The organism is Paenibacillus nuruki (assembly GCF_963311185.1).
Taxonomy (GTDB): Bacteria; Bacillota; Bacilli; order Paenibacillales; family Paenibacillaceae; genus Saccharibacillus; species Saccharibacillus nuruki.
On record NZ_OY725677.1, the window covers coordinates 4148946 to 4172500 of the forward strand.

At 40.0% G+C, this 23555-nt stretch carries 18 protein-coding genes, 1 tRNA gene, 2 rRNA genes and 1 riboswitch (1 of these 22 only partly in view); of the genes, 6 read left to right on the forward strand and 15 right to left on the reverse strand.

Going from position 1 to position 23555, the window contains the following annotated elements; translation table 11 throughout:
• Positions 1 to 146: 146 nt before the first annotated feature.
• The 4 genes from RCP16_RS18370 to RCP16_RS18385 all read right to left on the reverse strand — a co-directional run bounded on the left by RCP16_RS18370 (position 147) and on the right by RCP16_RS18385 (position 4954).
• Positions 147 to 2366: a LuxR C-terminal-related transcriptional regulator gene (locus tag RCP16_RS18370; RefSeq protein WP_308641005.1), complete on the reverse strand. Its 2220-nt coding sequence runs from the start codon at positions 2364 to 2366 to the stop codon at positions 147 to 149.
• The gene (locus tag RCP16_RS18375) at positions 2353 to 2604 is read right to left on the reverse strand and encodes a hypothetical protein (RefSeq protein ID WP_069328928.1); all 252 of its coding nucleotides are present in this window, start codon (positions 2602 to 2604) and stop codon (positions 2353 to 2355) included. The genes RCP16_RS18370 and RCP16_RS18375 overlap by 14 nt, the downstream gene beginning before the upstream one ends.
• A gap of 17 nt (positions 2605 to 2621) precedes the next feature.
• Positions 2622 to 4079: an ATPase domain-containing protein gene (locus tag RCP16_RS18380; protein ID WP_137225817.1), complete on the reverse strand. Its 1458-nt coding sequence runs from the start codon at positions 4077 to 4079 to the stop codon at positions 2622 to 2624.
• 362 nt (positions 4080 to 4441) lie between these two features.
• A complete protein-coding gene (locus tag RCP16_RS18385) occupies positions 4442 to 4954 on the reverse strand; it encodes a YwhD family protein (protein ID WP_069328930.1) in 513 nt (170 codons plus the stop codon).
• Between the two features lie 480 nt (positions 4955 to 5434).
• Positions 5435 to 5574, forward strand: a riboswitch (cyclic di-AMP (ydaO/yuaA leader).
• A 12-nt stretch (positions 5575 to 5586) separates the two neighbouring features.
• Between RCP16_RS18385 and RCP16_RS18390 the strand changes: the two genes are divergently transcribed.
• Entirely contained in the window at positions 5587 to 6060 is a 474-nt protein-coding gene (locus tag RCP16_RS18390) for a C40 family peptidase (RefSeq protein WP_069328943.1), read from the forward strand.
• A 277-nt stretch (positions 6061 to 6337) separates the two neighbouring features.
• Positions 6338 to 6853 carry a GNAT family N-acetyltransferase gene (locus RCP16_RS18395; RefSeq protein WP_308641006.1) on the forward strand — a complete coding sequence of 172 codons (516 nt, stop codon included), beginning with the start codon at positions 6338 to 6340 and terminating at the stop codon, positions 6851 to 6853.
• An 83-nt stretch (positions 6854 to 6936) separates the two neighbouring features.
• Here RCP16_RS18395 and RCP16_RS18400 read toward each other — a convergent pair whose 3' ends face one another.
• Entirely contained in the window at positions 6937 to 7230 is a 294-nt protein-coding gene (locus RCP16_RS18400; RefSeq protein WP_069328932.1) for a hypothetical protein, read from the reverse strand.
• 197 nt (positions 7231 to 7427) lie between these two features.
• Here RCP16_RS18400 and motA point away from each other — a divergent pair, with 197 nt between their 5' ends.
• The 4 genes from motA to RCP16_RS18420 all read left to right on the forward strand — a co-directional run bounded on the left by motA (position 7428) and on the right by RCP16_RS18420 (position 10462).
• Positions 7428 to 8246: a flagellar motor stator protein MotA gene (gene motA / locus RCP16_RS18405; RefSeq protein WP_069328933.1), complete on the forward strand. Its 819-nt coding sequence runs from the start codon at positions 7428 to 7430 to the stop codon at positions 8244 to 8246.
• Entirely contained in the window at positions 8239 to 9078 is an 840-nt protein-coding gene (gene motB / locus RCP16_RS18410; protein WP_069328934.1) for a flagellar motor protein MotB, read from the forward strand. Before motA ends, motB begins: the two co-directional genes overlap by 8 nt.
• A gap of 277 nt (positions 9079 to 9355) precedes the next feature.
• Positions 9356 to 9844, forward strand: coding sequence for a tRNA adenosine(34) deaminase TadA (gene tadA, locus RCP16_RS18415; RefSeq protein WP_308642507.1), 489 nt, complete (start codon positions 9356 to 9358; stop codon positions 9842 to 9844).
• Between the two features lie 21 nt (positions 9845 to 9865).
• A complete protein-coding gene (locus RCP16_RS18420) occupies positions 9866 to 10462 on the forward strand; it encodes a GNAT family N-acetyltransferase (RefSeq protein ID WP_308641007.1) in 597 nt (198 codons plus the stop codon).
• A gap of 81 nt (positions 10463 to 10543) precedes the next feature.
• On the opposite strand, the gene RCP16_RS18425 is transcribed toward RCP16_RS18420, so the two are convergent.
• The 10 genes from RCP16_RS18425 to RCP16_RS18470 all read right to left on the reverse strand — a co-directional run.
• The gene (locus RCP16_RS18425; protein WP_069328937.1) at positions 10544 to 11635 is read right to left on the reverse strand and encodes a hypothetical protein; all 1092 of its coding nucleotides are present in this window, start codon (positions 11633 to 11635) and stop codon (positions 10544 to 10546) included.
• Positions 11636 to 11849: 214 nt separating this feature from the next.
• Positions 11850 to 12755 carry a YitT family protein gene (locus RCP16_RS18430; protein ID WP_069328938.1) on the reverse strand — a complete coding sequence of 302 codons (906 nt, stop codon included), beginning with the start codon at positions 12753 to 12755 and terminating at the stop codon, positions 11850 to 11852.
• 273 nt (positions 12756 to 13028) lie between these two features.
• Positions 13029 to 13117: transfer RNA gene (locus tag RCP16_RS18435), tRNA-Ser, on the reverse strand.
• Positions 13118 to 13205: 88 nt separating this feature from the next.
• On the reverse strand, positions 13206 to 14489 hold the full coding sequence (serS, locus tag RCP16_RS18440) for a serine--tRNA ligase (protein WP_069328939.1): 1284 nt from the start codon (positions 14487 to 14489) through the stop codon (positions 13206 to 13208).
• Between the two features lie 206 nt (positions 14490 to 14695).
• Positions 14696 to 15277: a pyridoxal 5'-phosphate synthase glutaminase subunit PdxT gene (gene pdxT / locus RCP16_RS18445; protein ID WP_069328940.1), complete on the reverse strand. Its 582-nt coding sequence runs from the start codon at positions 15275 to 15277 to the stop codon at positions 14696 to 14698.
• 15 nt (positions 15278 to 15292) lie between these two features.
• Positions 15293 to 16174 (reverse strand): pyridoxal 5'-phosphate synthase lyase subunit PdxS, encoded by an 882-nt coding sequence (gene pdxS / locus RCP16_RS18450; RefSeq protein WP_069328941.1) that lies wholly within the window; start codon positions 16172 to 16174, stop codon positions 15293 to 15295.
• Between the two features lie 217 nt (positions 16175 to 16391).
• The gene (locus tag RCP16_RS18455) at positions 16392 to 17759 is read right to left on the reverse strand and encodes a D-alanyl-D-alanine carboxypeptidase family protein (protein ID WP_137225825.1); all 1368 of its coding nucleotides are present in this window, start codon (positions 17757 to 17759) and stop codon (positions 16392 to 16394) included.
• A gap of 547 nt (positions 17760 to 18306) precedes the next feature.
• A complete protein-coding gene (gene guaB, locus RCP16_RS18460; protein WP_137225807.1) occupies positions 18307 to 19764 on the reverse strand; it encodes an IMP dehydrogenase in 1458 nt (485 codons plus the stop codon).
• Between the two features lie 776 nt (positions 19765 to 20540).
• Positions 20541 to 20657, reverse strand: a 5S ribosomal RNA gene (gene rrf / locus RCP16_RS18465).
• Positions 20658 to 20721: 64 nt separating this feature from the next.
• Positions 20722 to 23555: ribosomal RNA gene (locus tag RCP16_RS18470) — 23S ribosomal RNA — on the reverse strand; it runs 89 nt beyond the window's last position.

Below are 23555 nucleotides of genomic sequence, written 5' to 3' on the forward strand. Positions count from 1 at the left end.
TCATTCTCCTAGAAACAGCCTCAGTTATATATAGACTTTATTTCCTATTTTATACATATTAGTAAATAGGAAAACCCTCCTCTTCCTTTTATCGCCATAAATAGAAAAAAAGATCACCCTTTTTTAAAAAAAGATGATCTTTTTTTCTAACCTATACTTTTGTTAAATACAGCAGCAATCGCTTGAGCGCGATCGGTCACACTCATTTTGTTGAAAATATTAGTTAAATGATTTTTGACCGTATGTTCACTGATAAATAAAGCAGCAGCAATCTCTTTATTACTAGAAGCTTTTACTACTAATTCTAATACTTCTTTTTCCCGTGGGGATAATCCAAATTCTTTAACGATTGCATCCAGACCACGACCTTCTGCCACCTCAGCAGTTAATGCCCGAGGAACAGGCTTCTCTTCCATTAAGCTGATTTCAGTCTGCAAAGTATGGCGGCTAAGCATAAATAAACGGAATTGACTTATTAATGCTGGATCAATATTAGTAAATTGGGAATCATTCATCAGCTGTATATCATTATCGCCAGAAGCAGCTAAGGCAAATACTAATACCATAATCTGCCCGCCTTTACAGTATGTCTGAGAAGACGATTGATTAGGATTCTGTTGAATTTGCTTAAAGTCTTCTATCATTGCTGCTTCTTGTTCAAACAAGTGCGGGAAGCTACGCAACGTCTTCGGATCAGAGAACGACATGAGACAAGCACGTGCTGTCGTTTCACCTTCCTCTTTACTTAAGCCACCCCACAAAGCAAATTCCATCACAATTTTCTGAGCATCGGTTGCTAATTGATATTGAGCCACATTCCATTCACGAATGGACTCATGTAAAATATGAGCAAATCGATTGCTGTTCGACAAAAATTGCTGTCGATCATAGAGAAGTTTCATAATTACGCTACCCATGGTTGCCAGAGCTGATAAAATTTCACGACATTCTTCGCCTTCTTGTTCATCTCCTATAGCGACTGCTAAGACAGCTCTCGTTTTATCTGCATAGACAATTGGATACTCTATCATCAATGCGGATGGGACAGAACGGTTCAGGTAGGAACTTGTTGCTGGCTGATTGTTTCCATTTTCCAAATAACGACGTGCAATATCTCTGGCATATGCTTCTCCACCCGGGCTTTCCATACCACGAGCTACCATCTGAACTTTCTCATCTTCACTCGCCCGATGCACTACAATAGAAGCAGATGGAGTCCACACTAGATTCAAGCTCATATCCACCAACATAAACAAAACGCGCTGAATATCCTGTACAGATACCATAACGCTAGCTAATTCCATTAAAGGCTTAAAGCGTTGAATCTGCTTTTCCATTCGACCATGTGTAATATGGTTACCAATATACCATCCGATCAGAGAAATCAATGTTTCTTCAAAGCGCACATTCGTTGTTGCCGATAATTTTTCTTCCAATCCAATACCGAATAATAGACCATAATTCTCGTCATCATAACGAATAGGGAAACATTGGACTTCATAGATCGAAGCTAACCCTTTTTGTAGAAAAAAGTGACTTCGTGGATCTCTACCTACATCTTTCCAATGGCTGAGTTGTTCACTCAATACCGCTTGCCCTAAGAAACCTTCACCCTCATGGAAAATAGCTCCTTTTAACTCTGCCGCCGCAGGTCCAGTACTACTCACTATTCGATACGTGCCAGGCGATGTTTTTAAAGCAAAACCAAATACGTCTGCCAGATCACTCGAAGCCAGTACTGCACGGGTCACTTCTTCAATCGGCATATTTCGACTAGTATCAGAGCGTAACGTTTCGTTGAGTGTTGTTAACCGCTGTGCAAACTGCTTTTCTTTATATCCTGCTTTCAAAATCAAAGCAATCGCTTTAGACAACTTGCTAATTTTTTCTTTTTTGTATTCGATCTGTGTGGGCTGATCTTCAGGGATACGTTGAATACGTTCTCGCATCATACGGAACACTTCACTAGGCCCGTTCAAATCTGGACTATTATAGTTCACATGATCGATAATCGCTTGACGGGTATTTTCTTGAATCATAATACCTGCCCAGATATACATTTCAATCGGTTGCTGATCAATACTAACCGGTGCAATAATCCACTTGATTCCGGGTATCCATTGATCCGACAAAGCAGTCACTCGAAGACCTTTTAACTTATCGATCTCGGCTTTTAATGAATCTTCAAGTTCTTTAGGATACGTTACAAAAAGAGAAGCAATTTCAGCATCTGAAGGCGTACTTAATAAATGCCCTTGATCATTCGTGATAAAAATAAACAAACCGGTAAGTTCCGCATATACATTTTGGAGTTCCTGACAGCTGTCTGCGTTATCATCTATAAAGTAACTTTCAATCATAAGCATTCATGTCCACTTCTGTCTGAATGTACGGTGTTTTATAACGGTAAATAGCACGCGTACCTTGACCGTTTTTTTCAAGAATAGACAATTCAGTCAAACGATTTAAAGCACGTTCAATCAAATTTGCATTTCGTCCAAGTCTTTTGGACATGCCCGTACTGGTTTCTAATGCGTAAGGATTATTTTCAAAAAATAAGGTACATTCCATCTGTAGTGTGATTACATCGCTTTCTGCTACCATAAAAGCTTAATCCCTCCTTATACCAGCCGGACAAATGGTGTTTCTGAGATATTAGCTACGATGTGTGGGGCTGACACTCTTCCGCTTGGTGATTTAGTTACCTGCAAATACTGATAATTCCCATCTACCCATGTTCTAATAACACCATTACAGGTACGTTCCAAAAAGGAAGCCGTCTCTGTTCCAATTTCACTAAAGTTACAATGAGCCATAACTGTAATACCAAGTGCACGCCAGAGCGAAATTTCTTCAGAGAAGTATTTCACAACAAATTCTTTACCACGTTCTGAAATGATCGTATTCAGGTCGTAATAAATAAACCAGCGCTTATCGCAAAGCTCTTCACATTCAAAAATAGGAGAAAGCTTGTCATTCAGCGTATTGGCATATTCATCATTTTCAACATCGTCTACCCGAATCAGTGCTTTTTCCAATCCACTATCTACAGCCCGCTTGTAATGCTCAATAAAGTGAGCTTTACCTTCATCGACCGCCTGACGCAAAGAAACGCCAAACAAATCAATCGTATCTGCAAACATATCAAGTGTCGTATTACCAGACATCATCGTGACGGTACAATCATCATCTTTGATTCGTTGTGCATAAATAGAAGAAAGAAGATATCTATAGTTGGCTTTACTATTCGTATCGATCATAAAGACACTACCTTTAGGAATACCACCCATCAGAAGTTCATCTAGCGAATCAATACCTGTCGATAATACTTCGGTTTCTTGTACCAGTATCTTGTCTTCTGCCATTGATAAAGAAGGAATAATATAGACGCCGTCTTCAACAAACTTATACGTATGTTCACCTTCCAAAATTCGAGTACCGCGCATTTTGAGTACTTCGATCGTCCGCTTACGATATTTTTCCATTAAAGGCTTCAAAGAAAGCCTGACAATACCATCACAGATATAATTCTCGAAAGGAATATGCATACCTTCCACTTCGGAATATTCTCTAATAAAAAAAGAAGTCAACGCATGTTTTCGCATAATATTGCGAATGGTATATACGTTTGTCCTGGCTTCTTGTTCACTACTCATTAATCTAAATAAACTAATACTATCCATAACTACACGCTTACAACCAATTTCTTTGATCATATATTCAAATAATCCATTGGGTTCAAGCATCTGTTCTAATAAAATTTCCGGTTCTATACAGATCACACGTAATAAGTTACGCCGTTCCAAATCTTTCAAATTCCATCCAAACCGTTCCATATCATCGTAGATTTGTTCAGGAAGTTCTTCGAATGTAATATAAATACCGGGCTCGTTATGTTTAATAGCACCTTCAACCAAGAATTGCATACCTATCGTTGTTTTGCCTGTACCTGGCTCACCTTCCAGAATAACGACGCCTCCTGGGGGAATGCCACCGCATAAAATATCATCCAGTCCCGGGATACCTGTACTAATAGGCTGTTTTAATGTCTTGGTGTAAGCAGCTTCGCTTTTTTGCATTTAGTGTTCCCTCCATCTGTAGAATATTTTAGTCACGCAAGGGACAGCTTCCTACGATGATGACTTTCTCTTAATTATAACAAGGGTTTAGAGATAGAAGGAAGTAAATTTCCAATTTTTATAGTCATTTGACATCCCATCCTCATTCATAACCTTTTTTACCATATTTTACTTGTTATTATATGATATAAATAAAGATAATCCTACTATTTTGAATCCTTAATACTTGTTGGTGTAATATTATTCTTCTATAGAAGAAGTTTTTTAAAAGTGATACCAAAATGGTGACATGAAATGATAAAAGACCGACGATCTGAGGGTCGTCGGTCTTTTGTGTAATACGTAGACTATGTTAGTTATTATTAACCTTCTAATGCAGATTTAAACTCTTCTGAAGACTGATTCCACCACTCTTCATTATGGGCAACCAATAACTTTTTAAGCGCTGCTTTTTCTTCTGTTCCTAAGCCCTCTAACATAATGCGACGCTTGATCGCATAATCTAACTTATTCACATGCTCGGCAAGAATTTTCCAGCCTTTTTTCTCTTCTTCATTGATCCACATCTCACAAGCCGTCGCTCCTGCATAATTAACACCTTCAGCTAATTTATCTACAGCGACCCATACTAACCATACTTGGCGACCACCATTTAATTCTTCACGATTGGTAGTAAATTTGATTCCTTTTTCTACCTTACTTTTGGCATGCATAGCGCCAACATCGATTTTTGCTTCGCCATGGTCTATAATGATAGGGGAAACATTATTGAGGTTAATCGCTCCTGATCCAAACCCCTTATGTTTACTACTTTTTGCACTACTACTTACAATATTCAGTGACATTGACTTTTTACTTGGTTGATTTTCATCCATATTGTTAGAATACTCCTTTGTAGGTCAGTATAAATAAAGACTGTTATACATATAAATGGTACTTTAATCTATTACTCATATTGTAGCGAATAATGAGTTAAAAGCCAATAAAGTCGATTATTGTCACGATTTTTCATAAAAAAAGGTAAAAAACGTTCATTATTGTGATTGGTGAACCGAAGAAAGTATATATAGTGGTCATCATTCACTAATAACCACCCACATCTGATCAAAAGATTAAATTTTTTTAACTTTTAAGAACATGACAACCGTAGGCTTTGACAGAGATTACTCGTCAAAATGCTTAAGCAAATATTAAAAACAGATGAATAAACGTTTGCCAAAGTAAAAAACCTCTGGTAGAATAAATCCAGTGAGATTTTAGTAACAACTTTGTAAACTTTAAAACGAAATGCTGTAACCTTTATAGCGTAATGAAAAATTTGTCGTTTTGTCGTAATGATCCGTGAACGGTACATACCAAGCTTTGAGCCAAATTCCTTGGTACCGGGAAACGGGGGAACCGTTTTGGGTGAATTGATCTTGTTTCGGAGGGATCATAGGGGAATACCTTCTACCGAATCCTTAAGCTAACCTCGTAGGCAATTGGAAGGGGACAATTGATTTTGAACATGAAAAAGAAACTAACAGCCGCAGTAATGGGACTTGCTATTGCATTTACGTCACTTGGAGTAACAAGTGCACATGCAGATTCTAAAATGGATCAAGTAATTGATGGAGCTATTGGAACACCTTATCGTATTGGTGGAACATCTTTCAGCGGTTTTGACTGCTCTGGATTTACACAATATGTATTCGGCAAAATGAACATTGATCTTCCTCGCCAATCTAGTTCTCAATATCAAGTAGGTGAGCCTGTATCAAAAAGTGATTTAATTGCTGGAGATCTGTTATTCTTCAATACTACCGGGGCTGGAGTTTCACATGTAGCAGTTTATGTAGGAAATGGTAACTTCGCACACGCTTCTACTTCTAAAGGTGTGAGAATTGACAGTTTGAGCATGGATTACTATCAAAATCGTTACGTTGGTGCTAAACGCGTTATGAGTGATTCCACATATAACACCTTCGCAACTGACAATTAATTATCCTATTAACAACTCATATAAATGAACCTACAGACCACTTAAGATTCCCGCCAGAATCTTTGGTGGTTTTTTTATGTTTCTATATAAGTAAGACGTATCGAACGTCTAATAGGTTACATAAAATTGTGAATCTTTGAAAATTTATATTTTGTTGTGGTTATAATTATGTCTACTTATTATTAACCTACTCGTAATTATGGTAAACAGGATATTGCAAATTTTTTATCTTTTTTTTATGGTATACATATGAAGTATGGTCATAGGAGGTTACTGGATGAGCTCATCACTAGATTCTGTTTTTCATACTATTCCTTTGACAGAATTACATGCCGCTGAAGTATGCACATGGATCTATGAACCACCTTATAATATCTATGGTTGGATGGCATGGGAACAAATGAAAGAATTAGGGATTGAATTTGGAGATCCGATAATTCGAGAAGAACAATATCTATCTGTTCTAGATAAACATGAACAATTAGCTGGATTTGCTCAACTTTTTCCATTAGGAGATACGATTAGACTAGGTATAGGAATGCGTCCCGATCTTTGTGGTCATGGTTATGGAGAAGAATTTGTACGAGCAATTGTGCAGACGGCTCAGGAACGTAGTGCTACCGCAGAGATTGATTTAGAAGTATTGACCTGGAATCAACGGGCTATTCGCACCTATCAGAAAGCAGATTTTTATATTACAGATATGTATGAACGCAGAACGCCTGATGGGATGAAGCCTTTTTATTGTATGGTCTATCAAGCTCCGCCTAACGCACGTTATCCTAATCTCTAAAATAAAAGCACAGAAGGAATGATAAGACTCATTCTTCTGTGCTTTTTGTGTATTTCTTTTTTTACATACCTATAATAGATGTTTTAAATTAAAGTTACGAAAGTCATTTCTTCTTTGCCAATCAGAATATCGATTCGATGGGTATCTGCATCGTAAATGACAACTCCACTACCTACATTGATCATAGACTCTGAGCCTAACGCAAAAAATAAATCTTCTGCCAATGCTTCATTCACTTCATGTCGTTCACCTTCAGCAAGTACTTCCCACTCTTGAGGTTCCATATCAAAAAATAAATAACTGTCTGGAATCATCCCTACTGCTGATGTTAAATCACTTAATATGTCCTCATAATCTCTTCCATGCTTAACGCCCATACTTAACCTCCCGATCTGTCCATATTGTTACATTTTCCAGCTTATTTACATTATAACGCAAATATACACTAAAAAACTCTTAACAATGCAGCATATCTTGTCGATAAAAGAGTATCAGATGTTTTTGGAAAACACATCATTACATGGAAGTGGATGATGAAAAAGATAAACTATTATACTCACGGACGAGGTGTATTATGCAAATTTCAACAATTATCGGTCTAGTACTTGGTTTGGGTTCACTAATATTCGGTATGCTTTTAAAGGGTGCTCCCCTAATCAATCTGGTGAATAATCCAGCCGCTTATGTCATCATTTTTGTAGGTACAGCAGCAACCATTTTTATGGCGTTCCCAATGAACGAAGTAAAACGCCTTGGTAAATTGTTTAAAGTCGTATTTGTTCAACAAAAATTAATGGACAAAAAAGATCTAGTCGGTATGTTTATGGAGTGGGCTTCAATTACGCGTCGTGAAGGTCTACTTGCATTGGAATCTAAAGTTGAAGAAATTGATCATCCTTTCCTTCGTAACGGAATGCGTATGATTATTGATGGTAATGATCAGGAATTTGTACAAGATGTATTGATGGAAGATATTAATGCGACAGAAGAACGTCACCGTTCAGGCGCACTTCTTTTCTCACAAGCAGGTATGTATGCTCCTACACTGGGTGTACTTGGAGCGGTAGTTGGTCTGATTGCTGCGATGGCAGATTTGACTGACTTAGAAAAACTTTCTCATGCGATTGCCGGTGCTTTTATGGCGACATTGCTCGGTATCTTTAGTGGTTATGTATTATGGCATCCTATGGCGACTAAGCTTAAACGCTTATCCAAAGCTGAAGTAGAAGTGAAATTGATGATGGTAGAAGGTCTACTTTCGATTCAATCCGGTGTATCTACAATTGCGATTAGTCAGAAGTTGGCAGTCTTCTTAACACCTACTGAAAATGCGAAAATGAACAGCGAAGAAAGTAGCAGTGGCAACGTAGGGGAGGCGGTACCGAGTGAGTAAAAAAAGGCATGAGCCGCACGAAGAACATCCAGATGAAAGCTGGTTACTTCCGTATTCTGATTTAATGACCCTATTGCTTGCTTTATTTATTACTCTATTTGCAATGAGTTCACTAGATGCATCCAAATTTCAACAAATGGCAGCAGCCATGAATGCAGCTTTCACTGGTGGTACAGGTGTTCTAGAGCAAAATGCTATGGAAGAAACAAGCGGTCAAACGCCTAAATCGGATGATAATGAAACACCAGCATCTGCTGCTTCACCTGCTGATAATACTCAGAAAACCAAAGAAAGTTTACGTGAAAAACTCAAACAACAAGAGCAGGAAAATCTAGAGAAGTTAAAACGTCAACTAGACAGCTACATCAAAAACAATGGATTAAGCCAACAGTTAGCGACCAAGCTTAATCAATCTCAATTAAGTATTACGATTAGTGATAATACGTTATTCGCTTCAGGACGAGCTACAGTGAAGCCTGAGTCTCGTGTACTCGCCAAATCAATCTCAAATATTTTACAACAGTTCCCGGATTACGATATTATCGTTTCAGGTCATACCGATAATGTTCCTATCTCCAATTCACAATATGAATCTAACTGGAACTTAAGTTCAGATCGTGCACTTAACTTTATGAAAATTCTATTGCTGAATAACAAACTCGATCCACGTAAATTTAGTGCGATTGGTTACGGACAGTATCGTCCTGTTGCTAGTAACTCTAACAACTTGGGACGTGCAGAAAATCGTCGTGTAGAAGTATCGATTATTCGTAAGTATGTGGATGAAGATGTGAATCCTACTCTTCAATCGATGGCGAACAACGGCAAATAATAATGATCACTCAAAGTAGACCTTAGTATATCTAAGGTCTACTTTTTTTATTTTGTTTACCATAGATGGATTGAAAATAAATTGCAGTTTGCCTAAAATAGTAGATACGACTTATTTTTGATCGTTTTAAAATAGTTATCCACAACTTTTTGAGCTAAAACGTTATCATTTTCGTTTTTTAAGAGTTATCCACAGTTCTATCCACAACGTGTTAACAACGAATATCTGTTCGATGTACAAGTAAAGAAAGTATCCACAGTGAAAGGTTGGGTTTATTATTTCTCAAGAAGTACATGAGTACTGGATGCGAGAAGCTATAGCCGAGGCTCGCAAAGCGGAACAGCTCGGTGAAGTACCGATTGGAGCTATTGTTGTTAAAGACAATATGATCGTAGGTAGAGGTTATAATTTACGAGAAACTTCATTCGATGCTACTGCTCATGCTGAAATTATAGCGATCAGACAAGCCAGTGAATCGTTAGGGGCATGGAGGCTACTTGATTGTACTCTTTATGTCACTTTAGAACCTTGCCCTATGTGTGCAGGCGCTATCGTGCAGAGTCGTGTTCCTACTGTTGTCTATGGAACTGTCGATCCCAAAGCTGGCTGTGCCGGCACATTAATGAATTTGCTTCAAGAACCTAGATTTAATCATCGTACGGAGATCATCACAGATATTTTACAACCTGAATGTGCTCTGCTATTAACAGACTTCTTCAAGCAGTTACGTTTGCGACTCAAAAAGCCTAGACCTTTACAATCATAATTCTGCCTAAGGAGGGATGATATGTCGCTACAATTATCGAATAGCACACTTGGTATTTATATTCGTCTGCTCGAACCAGAGGATGCTTCGGCTCTTCTGCAATTACGAGTGAACAGTCGCGAAGCGAATCAGACCTTTGAACCAAGATATCCCAAAGAATTTTTTACACTTCCTAGCCAATTGGACTTGATCTACCGCAGACAACAAGAAGCCTGGGAAGACAAAGCCTATTTATTTGGTTTATTTGCACAAGTCGATCATCAATTGCTTGGCACGTTATCGTTAACGCATTTAGTACGTGGTGTTGGTCAATTTGCAGATATCGGTTATTCTATGGATCATCACTTTCAAGGTCAAGGGTATATGACTGGGGGTGTACAATTGCTTTTAGAGTACGCTTTTCGCTCTCTAGGGCTTCATCGGGTACAAGCAGGTATTTTGCCTCATAATATTGCTTCAAGGCGCGTACTGGAGAAATGTGGCTTCCAAGCCGAAGGAATTGCACGCAAATTGGTTAAAATTAACGATCAGTGGGAAGATCATCAGATGTTTTCGATTTTAAAAGAAGAATTTTCCCCTCAATCTATCGACTCTACCGCAGATATAACTCACTTTTAAATTCTATTACTTCTCATACCCATTCATGTTGAACATAAAAAAAGCTCACTGCTTAAGCAGTGAGCTTTTTGTTACAACTAATTAGTAACCACCGTACATAGAACCTACTTGTTTTTGGAATTCATCCATTGTAACTACATCTGCATCTGCTGGAATACCGATAGCAAATGTTTGTTTTTCATTGATTTTGGAATACTGACTGCTACCATCTAAAGACAATTTAACATTTTGTTTAGTATCAGGGTCAGAGAATACAGCATCCATCACCATTTGTTGGTATACAGGGAAATCATCTTTGTTGATTGCTGTATTGATATGGAATTGGTTTAGAGTTAAATATTTATCCAATTCATTTACAGACTTGCTGAAGCTATTTTGAGAATCTTCGGATTGAAGTTCTTTTTTCATATCATCAATGTCTGTTTGTTTGATATTCAAAGCACTACGGTATTCTTCTTTAGACACAACATCCAATACTGCTGGCAATGCTTGTTTTACGAAGATCGTTACTGCTTCTTTTGCATTTTCATTCGTTACTGCGAATTGAACGACTTGTTTAGCGTCTACACCTTCAGGAAGAGCAGCATCTTTCGTATCTACATCTTTGAAGTATTTAGCTTGATCATATTTGTCTAGAACAGCAGTAGACAAATCTTGAGTTAATTGTTGTGTAGTCGCTGGGCTTAAAGGTTTGTATTCTTGACCTTCTTTAGCAGCCAATTCTTTTAGATCCACTTTCAAGAATTTACCTACCAATGTATCAGGCAATGCCAACATTGGAATTTGTGGAATCTTTACATATAGAACTTCTTGAGTCATAACCATAGGCACTGTAAATGTCATTGCCATATCGCCACTCAATTTCAATTCCATAGTCAATTCTGTTTGCATTGGGTCACCTTGGTATACCCCTGTTACATTAAATTCTGCATTTTTAAGTAAGCTTGCAATTTGTGCACTTTGAGCATCACTTGTCGCTTTTCCATCAGCAGAAGTAAACGATAATTCATTTACTTTCAATTTGGTTGCGATAGCGTAAGATGTCATTTTAGCTGCATTGGTTGTTGCTGCCTTTACCGCTTCTTTCGGTTCAGCTTTCTTTGTACAACCTACAAGTGCCACTGTAAGTATCATGAGCATAACTAAAAGCCCAAGTGTCATTCTTTTTTTCATTTTGTTACCCCTCTCTTTTTGTACAACGATGAAGTGTTTACTCCATTTTTCAAAGCACGACAGGTATCAAGCCAGCATACATAATAACCCATTTCAGCTAATTTTGAAAGATACAAACTCAAAAATGGTTATTATTACTTACTTTTCACTTATACCCTAACAGATAACCTTTTACCAACATACCATACATTTTGGAAAATGAAGTTACACTTTGTTAATGGATATCCTTTTTCTTGAATCTTCCACCTTTAACATCATGGATATTTCCTACTGCCATAAAAGCGGTCTCATCAAAATGATTCACGATTTCTTTTAACTTCGCTTCTTCTAGACGAGTGATGACACAGAAAATAACTTTCTTCTCTTCTCCAGAAAATCCACCTTCACCGGATAAGTATGTGACTGTTCTTCCGAGCCGATGAATAATAGCATCTCCGATATCTTGAATACGATCACTAATAATCCATACCGACTTGGATTGATCCAGGCCATCGATCGTAATATCGATTACTTTGGTGGCAATATAATAAGCAATGATCGAATACATCGCCCGATCCCATCCAAATACAAAGCCTGCTCCACACAGAATAAATACATTAATGATCATAACAATCTCGCCCACAGAGAAAATAGAACGCCGTGACAGTAAGATCGCTATAATTTCTGTGCCATCCAGTGATCCACCAGAACGCAACACTAGACCTGTACCTAACCCTAGGAACATACCTCCAAATACAAATGCAAGAACCGTTTCTTTAACAAATGCTTCTACAGGATGCAATAAGAATGTACCGATCGACATTACTGTTATGCCCAGTAGTGTAGACAAAGCAAATGTTTTCCCTATTTGCTTATATCCAATAATCAAAAATGGAATATTAATCACAAATAAGAATAAACCTAATTGCCACTTGGTGATATAAGACAAAATAATAGATATACCTGTAATACCACCATCGGTAATATTGTTAGGTACCAGAAAAAGTTCCAATGCCACTGCTACAATCATGGCACCCAGTACAATCAGCAACGTACGTAGGATTGTACTTTTTAAAGACCTTCTTCCATGCTTAATCGGTACAAACGTTGATAAATCGGGAGGTTGATTACTATCTACCATGGTATGTCCTCCTATTCTTATGTACGTAGAGATATAGAGTTTGGTAACACATTTTTCTGTAAGCCATATGGTGGGCTTAAAGTAATAACATCCTATACGATCAAAAGATCATAATAAATATGCATATTATTCACTATTTATTATGACATAAAATAGTGGGTTGTCCTACATAAATCAAATACAGACTTATAAAATTCCTTATCCTTTTTCACACTCTATAAATGAACAACAAAAAAGCCGCTCCTATAAAGGAACGACTTGGATTTAAATATATGGCGGAGAGGGTGGGATTCGAACCCACGTGGAGTTGCCCCCTAACGGTTTTCAAGACCGCCCCGTTATGACCGCTTCGGTACCTCTCCAGAAAAGCTTTATCAATCTTGCACAACATAAATATCATATCATGGATTTTAAGATTTGACAAGCTTTTTATCAAAAAAGATTTAAAAATTATTTTTTGCTTGTAATAACCTCTGCTCCACGCATATATGGACGTAATACTTCAGGGATAATTACACTGCCATCTTCTTGCTGATAATTTTCTAGAATCGCTGCAACCGTACGACCTACAGCCAATCCTGATCCATTTAACGTATGCAAAAATTCTGGCTTACTCTTAGTATCTTGGCGGAAACGGATATTTGCACGACGCGCTTGGAAATCCTCTACATTCGAGCAAGAAGAGATTTCACGGTACATGTTACTCTCAGGCAACCATACTTCCAAATCATACGTTTTAGCCGCTGTGAAGCCCATATCACCCGTACATAGAGCAAGTACACGGTAAGGCAGACCTAATAACTGTAATACACGCTCTGCATTAGCAGTCATTTTTTCTAATTCATCATAAGATGTCTCAGGTTGTACGATTTTGATCATTTCAACTTTGTTAAATTGATGTTGACGAATCAATCCACGAGTATCACGACCAGAAGCACCTGCTTCAGAACGGAAACAAGAGCTATACGCAACATAATGTTTTGGTAATTGATCTACTGGCAAAATCTCTTCACGATGATAATTCGTCACCGGTACTTCTGCTGTAGGGATCAAATAGTATTCTGTATCATTTAATTTAAATAAATCTTCTTCAAACTTAGGCAGTTGTCCTGTACCTACAAGACTATCTTTATTTACGATATAAGGAGGTAAGATCTCTTCATAACCATGCTCACTGCTATGCAGATCCATCATAAAGTTAATCAATGCACGTTCTAGTCTAGCTCCAAATCCTTTATAAAAAGCAAAACGTGAACCTGTTACTTTAGCAGCAGCTTCAAAATCGATAATATCTAGATCTTGTGCTACATCCCAATGCGCTTTCGGTGTAAAAGCAAATTCACGCGGATCGCCATGACGACGAATCTCCACATTATCCTCTTCAGAAGCACCTACAGGTACACTGCTATGAGGAATATTAGGAATAGATAGCATCATCATATCGATTTGCGCTTCCAACTGGCGAATTTCTTCATCTAATCCTTTAATTCGATCAGATACTTCACGCATTTCAAGAATCAATTCTTCCGCATCTTCTTTATTCTTTTTACGTTTAGCCACATCACCAGATACTACATTACGGCGATTTTTAAGTAATTCTGTTTCTTGCAATAATTCACGACGCTTAGAATCAAGTGCAGGGAATTCTGCGATCAAATCTAATGATTTGCCACGGCTTTGTAGTGCTTGTTCTACGCGTGCATAGTCATTACGTAATATCTTTACGTCTAACATCTATAAACCCTCCTAATGAAAATAACCTTAACTCCTGGTTCTCTTTTCCGCCGTCAAGCTTCATTCTTTTACAAAAAGAGTGAATGCTTTATACCGGGCAAGTGAGAACTTGCCGCAATCTGCATTAGAAGGTATTTCTAATCACAGAAGCTGCCAAGAGTTAAGGTGTAATGGATTTTAACGCTTTGGATCATTACAGCATTTAATTATTGATTAGCGATATGTTCCTGCACCATGTCTGCGAAATACTGATGCAGTCGATAATCATCGGTTAATTCGGGATGAAAAGAACAAGCTAACAAATGACCTTGTCTAGCTGTTACAATCTCATCTTGATACGTAGACAGTACTTGCACCTGTTCTCCAACTTCTTGGATAAGCGGCGCACGGATAAACACAGCTCGAATAGGTTCATCAATCCCAACCACATCAAGATCTGTTTCAAAGCTTTCCCGCTGTCTCCCAAAAGCATTACGAGAAACCGTCATATCCATCAAAGAAAGATGCGGTTGATCCTGCCCAGCAATTCGTTCTGATAATACAATCAGACCCGCACAAGTTCCAAACAATGGTTTTCCTTGTTCCGAAAATTGCTGAATGGCTTCGATAAACCCATACTTCCGCATCAGCTTACCGATCGTTGTACTTTCACCACCAGGGATAACCAATCCGTCTATCTCTTCAAGTTGCTCGGTACGTTTGATGCTGATCGCTTCTGCGCCAGCTAACTGAAGACTTCTCAGATGCTCTGCAACAGCGCCTTGTAATGCCAATACACCAATCTTCATGGTCTACCTTCTTTCTTACCAGCCGCGATCCTGCATACGTTCTGAAGGAGCTAATTTAGAGATTTCGATACCTTTCATAGGAGCACCCAAGTTTTTGGATACTTCAGCAATCAATTTATAATCATCATAATGTGTAGTTGCTTCAACGATAGCACGTGCAAATTTCTCAGGGCTATCTGATTTGAAAATACCTGAACCTACAAAGACTCCGTCTGCTCCCAAATACATCATTAACGCTGCATCTGATGGAGTTGCAATGCCGCCTGCTGCAAAGTTAACGACTGGAAGGCTACCTGCTTCGTGTACACCTACCAATAGATCGTAAGAAACACCAAGGTTTTTAGCTTCAGCATACAATTCATCTTTAGACATATTCGTTACTTTACGAATTTGGCTATTGATAAAGCGCATATGACGAACAGCTTCTACAATATTACCTGTTCCTGGCTCACCTTTAGTACGAATCATAGATGCGCCTTCACCAATACGACGAAGAGCTTCTCCCAAATCTTTAGCACCGCAGACAAAAGGAACTGTAAATTCATGTTTATCAATATGAAAAACTTCATCCGCTGGAGTCAAAACTTCACTCTCATCCAGATAATCTACGCCTAGTGATTCTAATACTTTAGCTTCTACATAATGACCGATACGAGACTTAGCCATTACTGGAATGGATACAACTTTCATAACTTCTTCTACGATCGTTGGATCAGCCATACGAGCTACGCCACCAGCGGCGCGAATATCAGAAGGCACACGTTCAAGAGCCATAACTGCTGTAGCACCAGCAGCTTCTGCAATTTTAGCTTGCTCTGCATTCATGACGTCCATAATGACGCCGCCTTTTTGCATTTCTGCCATACCTCTTTTAACTCTTGATGTACCGGTTTCCATGTTCATGCCCCCTGAATTCGATATATAACATAAGATTATTCTTCGATTACAAAGACTATTTATACTCCATAAGGAATCATAAATAACTGGATGCTTATTTCTCAAATTCATCGCTAAATTTGAGACAGAATCTAACTCATCATTTTACAGTAGAGCTATTGAATATACAATACATTTGATAGGATCATCCGTATTGTAGTTACGCAACTTTTATCTATTAAAACATATTTTTAGCAGAATCGAATAAATCAACAAACAATTCTCCGATCGCACGGAAAAACAATCGAATCCAACTTCCTTTTTCAACAGGCTCTGCCGCAATCAAATTCACTGTTTCTACTTGATCTTCAGGCATATTAGAATCTTTATACGTATACGTAATCGTTCCTAATGCTTTGCCTGCTTCGATCGGTGCAGTACGTGCTGCTTCATTAGCAGGAGCTACAGTATACGTTACGTTTTTAGGTGTTGTACCTTTAGGAACAACCACATTAACAGCAGCATCTGTAACAACACCCACTTCTTTAGCCGTTCCTTTCACTACTGGAAGTGATGCTAGTCCAGATACAGCCGCTTTAGCTCCAACGACTTGCTTCACTTCAAAGTTATCAAATCCATAATCAAGGATTTTTTTCGTTTGAATAAAGCGTTCAGGTTCGGATGTCGTACCCATGACTACACTAATCAGACGCATACCATTACGTTCAGCTGTACCTGTAAAGCATTGTCCTGCTGCATTCGTATGACCTGTTTTTAGACCATCTAATCCTTTATAAGCATAAGCTTTAAAGTTAGTAATAGAAGCATTCGATTCTAACATCCAGTTCCAGTTCACAACAGGATCTTTGTCTGTTGGACGGAATTTAAACGATTGAATTTTAGTAACATCGTTAAAGTCAGGATGATCATCGACAATATGTTGAGCTAATAACGCTGTATCCATTGCAGACATAATTGTTTCTTGATCCGAATCCGGTCTTGTCGCAGCAGGCATATCTGCAATGTCTAAACCTGTAGAGTTAGCAAAATGAGCTGTTTTCATCCCAAACTCTTTTGCTTTTTCATTCATAATTTTAACAAAATCTTGCTCTGTTCCACCAATAAATTCTGCTAATGCTACTGAAGCATCATTGGCTGATCCTATAGCCATCGCTTTATACAGATCAAGTACTGTATGCTTATCGCCTTTAGCCAAAAATACGCGTGATCCGATTTGAGCAGCAGCATTTTCAGATACTGTGACAACATCGTCCCATTTAATTTTACCTTGTTTTACATAATCAGATACCAGATACTCTGTCATCATTTTGGACATACTAGCAGGTGGCAAAGCTTCATCTGCATTAATAGATAATAAAATCTTACCTGTAGAAGCTTCCATCAATACTGCGGATTTTACATCCAGCCCAAGTGATTCAGCTGTTGGTAATTTCCCGGTAGCATTTGAAGTCGCTGCTGTAGATTTACTATCTGTTGTCGTACTCTTCGAATCTGTAGCAGCGGCTGCAGCTAATGTAACTGTAGGAACGACTGCCATACAGAACATATTTGCCAACATCAGAACTGTAATTCCCTGTTTAACCATTTGACGTTTCGACTTATTCCAAATCCCTTTTTCCAACCCTTTGTTGCGTTTCAATGTGCTGATGCTCCCCTCAAATGTTTAAGCATGTAAATCGTGTTCAAAAGACTCCCGCTACTTCATTACAGTTATACTCCGAATAAGCCTGCTATCACTTACAATGACCAGACTTATAAAGAGTCTATTCCAACCAAGTAGCTTACAGTTATATGAACGATATAATTTAACCTAAATTAAATTCAAACATAGTCATACAATCCAATACAATCATATCATTCTCTACAATTTCTTGTTCCTGGTCATTATGTATTGCCATATAGAGGTTTAGACTACAAATTACCGAATATCGCAATGACTTTCTCATTTTAACATACGGTTAAACGCAAAAAAAGACAAGCTTGTCTTAAAATCACAAGCTTGTCTAAACGTCAATTAAAATGTAAAAGGAGAAGATATCAAATCCTTCTCCTTTTGCTCATTTCTAGCTTATTATATTGTAATTTAATCTTAAGATTAGTTACATTTAGTTAAAATGTTAAATGGATCTAACTTACATCGAATAGTTAGGCGCTTCTTTGGTAATTTGGATATCATGTGGATGGCTTTCACGCAATCCTGCACCTGTAATACGGATAAATTGTGTATCGTTACGCAATTCATCAAGGTTAGCTGTACCACAATAACCCATACCCGAACGAAGACCACCGATCAACTGATGAATCGTTTCAGACAATGGCCCTTTATAAGCGACACGTCCTTCGATACCTTCAGGAACAAGTTTTTTATCGTCATCTTGGAAATAACGATCTTTACTTCCCTGTTTCATCGCAGCCATAGAACCCATACCGCGATATACTTTAAAGCGGCGACCTTGATAAATTTCAGACTCGCCCGGGCTTTCTTCTGTTCCTGCAAATAGACTTCCTAACATAACTGCATCAGCACCAGCAGCCAAAGCTTTAGTGATTTCTCCAGAATACTTGATACCACCATCAGCAATAATAGGAATACCATATTCACGAGCTACTGTTGCACAATCGTAAATAGCTGTGATTTGAGGTACACCAATACCTGCAATAACGCGTGTGGTACAGATCGAACCTGGACCAATTCCTACTTTAACTACAGAAGCTCCTGCTTGAATGAGATCACGAGTCGCTTCACCTGTTGCTACATTACCTGCTACAATTGTAAGTTCAGGGAACATCGAGCGTAGTTTGCGGACAGCATCTAGAATATTAATATGATGGCCATGAGCAGAATCGACGACTAACAAATCAACACCTGCATTTACTAATGCTTCAGCACGTACAAAGGAATCTTGAGATACACCAATAGCCGCACCTACTAATAGACGACCTTGAGCATCTTTCGCTGCATTAGGGAACTGAATTGCTTTTTCGATATCTTTAATCGTAATAAGACCTTTAAGAATATTGTTTTCATCTACTAAAGGTAATTTTTCGATTTTGTGTTGTTGCAATAGTACTTCTGCTTCTTGTAAAGTAGTGCCTACAGGAGCAGTAACCAATTTTTCACTAGTCATAACTTCTGTAATATCAATATTATAGTCATGAATAAAACGTAGATCACGGTTGGTGATAATACCGACTAAAGTATTATTCTCATCTACGATAGGTACACCAGAGATACGGTATTTTGCCATAACTGCTTCTGCATCAGATACTTTTTTATCGGGTGTCAAAGAAAATGGATTAGTGATAACACCACTTTCAGAACGTTTTACACGATCTACTTCTTCTGCTTGTTGTTCGACAGACATGTTTTTGTGAATGATACCGATACCGCCTTCACGAGCCATAGCAATAGCTAGAGCAGCTTCGGTGACTGTATCCATTCCTGCACTAATTAAAGGAATATTCAATTTCACATGCTTACTAAGAACAGTAGCGACACTTACCTCTTTTGGTAAAACTTCAGACTTACGGGGTACCAACAATACATCGTCAAATGTTAGTCCCTCTTTAGCAAATTTTGTTTCCCACACAAGGATGTTCCTCCCTTATTCTTTTTCATTCTATAATAAAAAAACCTTACACAAATAAGGCGTTAAAATAGCTTAGAATTAGTTTCTGCAACAGTTTCTGAAAATATATTATTGCAATCTTAGCAAAGCGTATTATAGACTGTCAAGAATGTTAAAGCATTATCTTGATTTGACTTCTCCCCGCAAACTAATGTCCATCCAATAGAGACACTCAAGCATTTTTTTCCTTATTTATCAACTAAAAGCAATATAAGTATTTTGTGAAAAGCTCATTTTGTCTATATATAATCTAAGTTTTATTCGTACTCTCTATATTTAATCGAAAGTAAAAGTTAATAGAATTCAAACGCAACGTGTACTAATCATTTGGATATATTTTAAACGCTGTTCAAACCAAGTATAGCTAAAAGATCACTTAGATATTCTTAGAATGTAGTCCGTACAATCTATCTCAAGCGGTTTATACCCGAATCTCACACTCTTCTATAAAATTAAATCCTCTACATCTACATATCGATACAGAGAAGAGATTGCCCTAACCCGTTGCCGTTGGAATCCGCGGTTCGATCCCGTCAATCTCCACCACCATATGCCGGTGTAGCTCAGATGGGTATATCTCTACCCATCCTCTAAAACCAAAGGGTATAGATGCTGTTGGAGTTCTAGTCTGCCTTACCTATCCTTTAAAGTCTATAAAAACAAACGAAATCTATAAAAACAAAGCAAAAAAAGAGCGACTCCTGTAAACAGGAATCACTCTTTGGGTCTTGCTCGTTGCTTGGCAACGTCCTACTCTCCCAGGACCCTGCGGTCCAAGTACCATCGGCGCTGGAGGGCTTAACGGTCGTGTTCGGGATGGGTACGTGTGGAACCCCTCCGCCATCATTACCAAACAGTCAGGCTGGTGTTGCTCCCTGAAAACTGAATCCGAAAACTGAAACATCGCGTTTGTAGATTTTGGATAAGCCCTCGACCGATTAGTATTGGTCAGCTCCATGCCTTGCGGCACTTCCACCCCCAACCTATCAACCTCGTCGTCTACAAGGGGTCTTACATACTGGGAAATCTCATCTTGAGGGGGGCTTCACGCTTAGATGCTTTCAGCGCTTATCCCTTCCGCACGTAGCTACCCAGCGATGCTCCTGGCGGAACAACTGGTACACCAGCGGTGCGTCCATCCCGGTCCTCTCGTACTAAGGACAGCTCCTCTCAAATTTCCTACGCCCACGACAGATAGGGACCGAACTGTCTCACGACGTTCTGAACCCAGCTCGCGTACCGCTTTAATGGGCGAACAGCCCAACCCTTGGGACCTACTTCAGCCCCAGGATGCGATGAGCCGACATCGAGGTGCCAAACCTCCCCGTCGATGTGGACTCTTGGGGGAGATAAGCCTGTTATCCCCAGGGTAGCTTTTATCCGTTGAGCGATGGCCCTTCCATGCGGTACCACCGGATCACTAAGCCCGACTTTCGTCCCTGCTCGACGTGTCTGTCTCGCAGTCAAGCTCCCTTATGCCTTTACACTCTTCGAATGATTTCCAACCATTCTGAGGGAACCTTAGGGCGCCTCCGTTACACTTTAGGAGGCGACCGCCCCAGTCAAACTGCCCACCTGACACGGTCCCTGTACCGGATCACGGTACGAGGTTAGAACTCAAATGCGATCAGGGTGGTATCCCAACGGCGCCTCGACCGAAGCTTGCGCTCCGGTTTCTACGGCTCCCACCTATCCTGTACAAATCGCACCCCAGTTCAATATCAAGTTGCAGTAAAGCTCCATGGGGTCTTTCCGTCTTGTCGCGGGTAACCTGCATCTTCACAGGTATTAAAATTTCACCGGATCTCTCGTTGAGACAGCGCCCAAATCGTTACGCCATTCGTGCGGGTCAGAATTTACCTGACAAGGAATTTCGCTACCTTAGGACCGTTATAGTTACGGCCGCCGTTTACTGGGGCTTCGGTTCATAGCTTCGCTTGCGCTAACCACTCCCCTTAACCTTCCAGCACCGGGCAGGCGTCAGCCCGTATACTTCGCCTTGCGGCTTCGCACAGACCTGTGTTTTTGCTAAACAGTCGCTTGGGCCTTTTCACTGCGGCCCCCTCGTGCTATTCACACTACCGGGGCACCCCTTCTCCCGAAGTTACGGGGTCATTTTGCCGAGTTCCTTAACGAGAGTTCTTCCGCGCGCCTTAGAATTCTCTTCTCACCCACCTGTGTCGGTTTACGGTACGGGCACCTGCTTCCTGGCTAGAGACTTTTCTTGGCAGTGTGAAATCATGACCTTCGCTACTACAATTTTCGCTCCTCATCACAGCCTGGCCTTGCGATATGCGGATTTGCCTACATACCAGCCTCACTGCTTGAACGGACATCCATCAGTCCGCGTCACTATCCTCCTGCGTCATCCCATTGCTCATAACGGCTTTCGGTGGTACAGGAATTTCAACCTGTTGTCCGTCGACTACGCCTTTCGGCCTCGCCTTAGGTCCCGACTTACCCTGAGAGGACGAGCCTTCCTCAGGAATCCTTGGGTTTTCGGCGGATCAGATTCTCACTGATCTTTTCGTTACTCATACCGGCATTCTCACTTGAATGAGGTCCAGCGCTCCTTGCGGTACACCTTCAATCTTCATTCAACGCTCCCCTACCCCTGATACAAAGTATCAAGCCATAGCTTCGGTGGTGTGTTTAGCCCCGTTACATTTTCGGCGCAAAGTCACTCGACCAGTGAGCTATTACGCACTCTTTCAATGGTGGCTGCTTCTAAGCCAACATCCTGGTTGTCTGTGCAACTTCACATCCTTTCCCACTTAACACACACTTGGGGACCTTAGCTGATGGTCTGGGCTGTTTCCCTTTCGACAATGGATCTTAGCACTCACTGTCTGACTCCCGGAATAAAGTCTGTGGCATTCGGAGTTTGACTGAACTTGGTAACCCTTGCGGGCCCCGCATCCAATCAGTGCTCTACCTCCACGACTCAACTTCCGAGGCTAGCCCTAAAGCTATTTCGGGGAGAACCAGCTATCTCCAGGTTCGATTGGAATTTCTCCGCTACCCCCACCTCATCCCCGCACTTTTCAACGTGCGTGGGTTCGGGCCTCCAGTACGTGTTACCGTACCTTCACCCTGGACAGGGGTAGATCACCTGGTTTCGGGTCTACGTCCACGTACTTAGTCGCCCTATTCAGACTCGCTTTCGCTGCGGCTCCGGCTTTTCACCTTAACCTTGCACGGGAACGTAACTCGCCGGTTCATTCTACAAAAGGCACGCCATCACCCATTAATAGGGCTCTGACTTTTTGTAAGCACACGGTTTCAGGTTCTATTTCACTCCCCTTCCGGGGTCCTTTTCACCTTTCCCTCACGGTACTGCTTCACTATCGGTCGCTAGGGAGTATTTAGCCTTACCAGATGGTCCTGGCAGATTCATACGGGGTTTCACGTGCCCCGCACTACTCGGGATCCGTCTCGGAGAGAATGAGATTTAAGCTACAGGGCTTTCACCTTGTCTTGCGGGCCTTTCCAGACCTCTTCGCCTACCTCATTCCTTTGTAACTCCAAAGAGACGTCCCACAACCCCAAAAAGCAAGCTTCTTGGTTTGGGCTGTTCCGCGTTCGCTCGCCGCTACTGACGGAATCACTCTTGTTTTCTTTTCCTGAGGGTACTTAGATGTTTCAGTTCCCCTCGTCTGCCTCTGCACACCCTATGTATTCAGGTGTGAGTAACTGGAGATGAATCCAGTTAGGTTTCCCCATTCGGACATCCCCGGATCACAGCTTGCTTA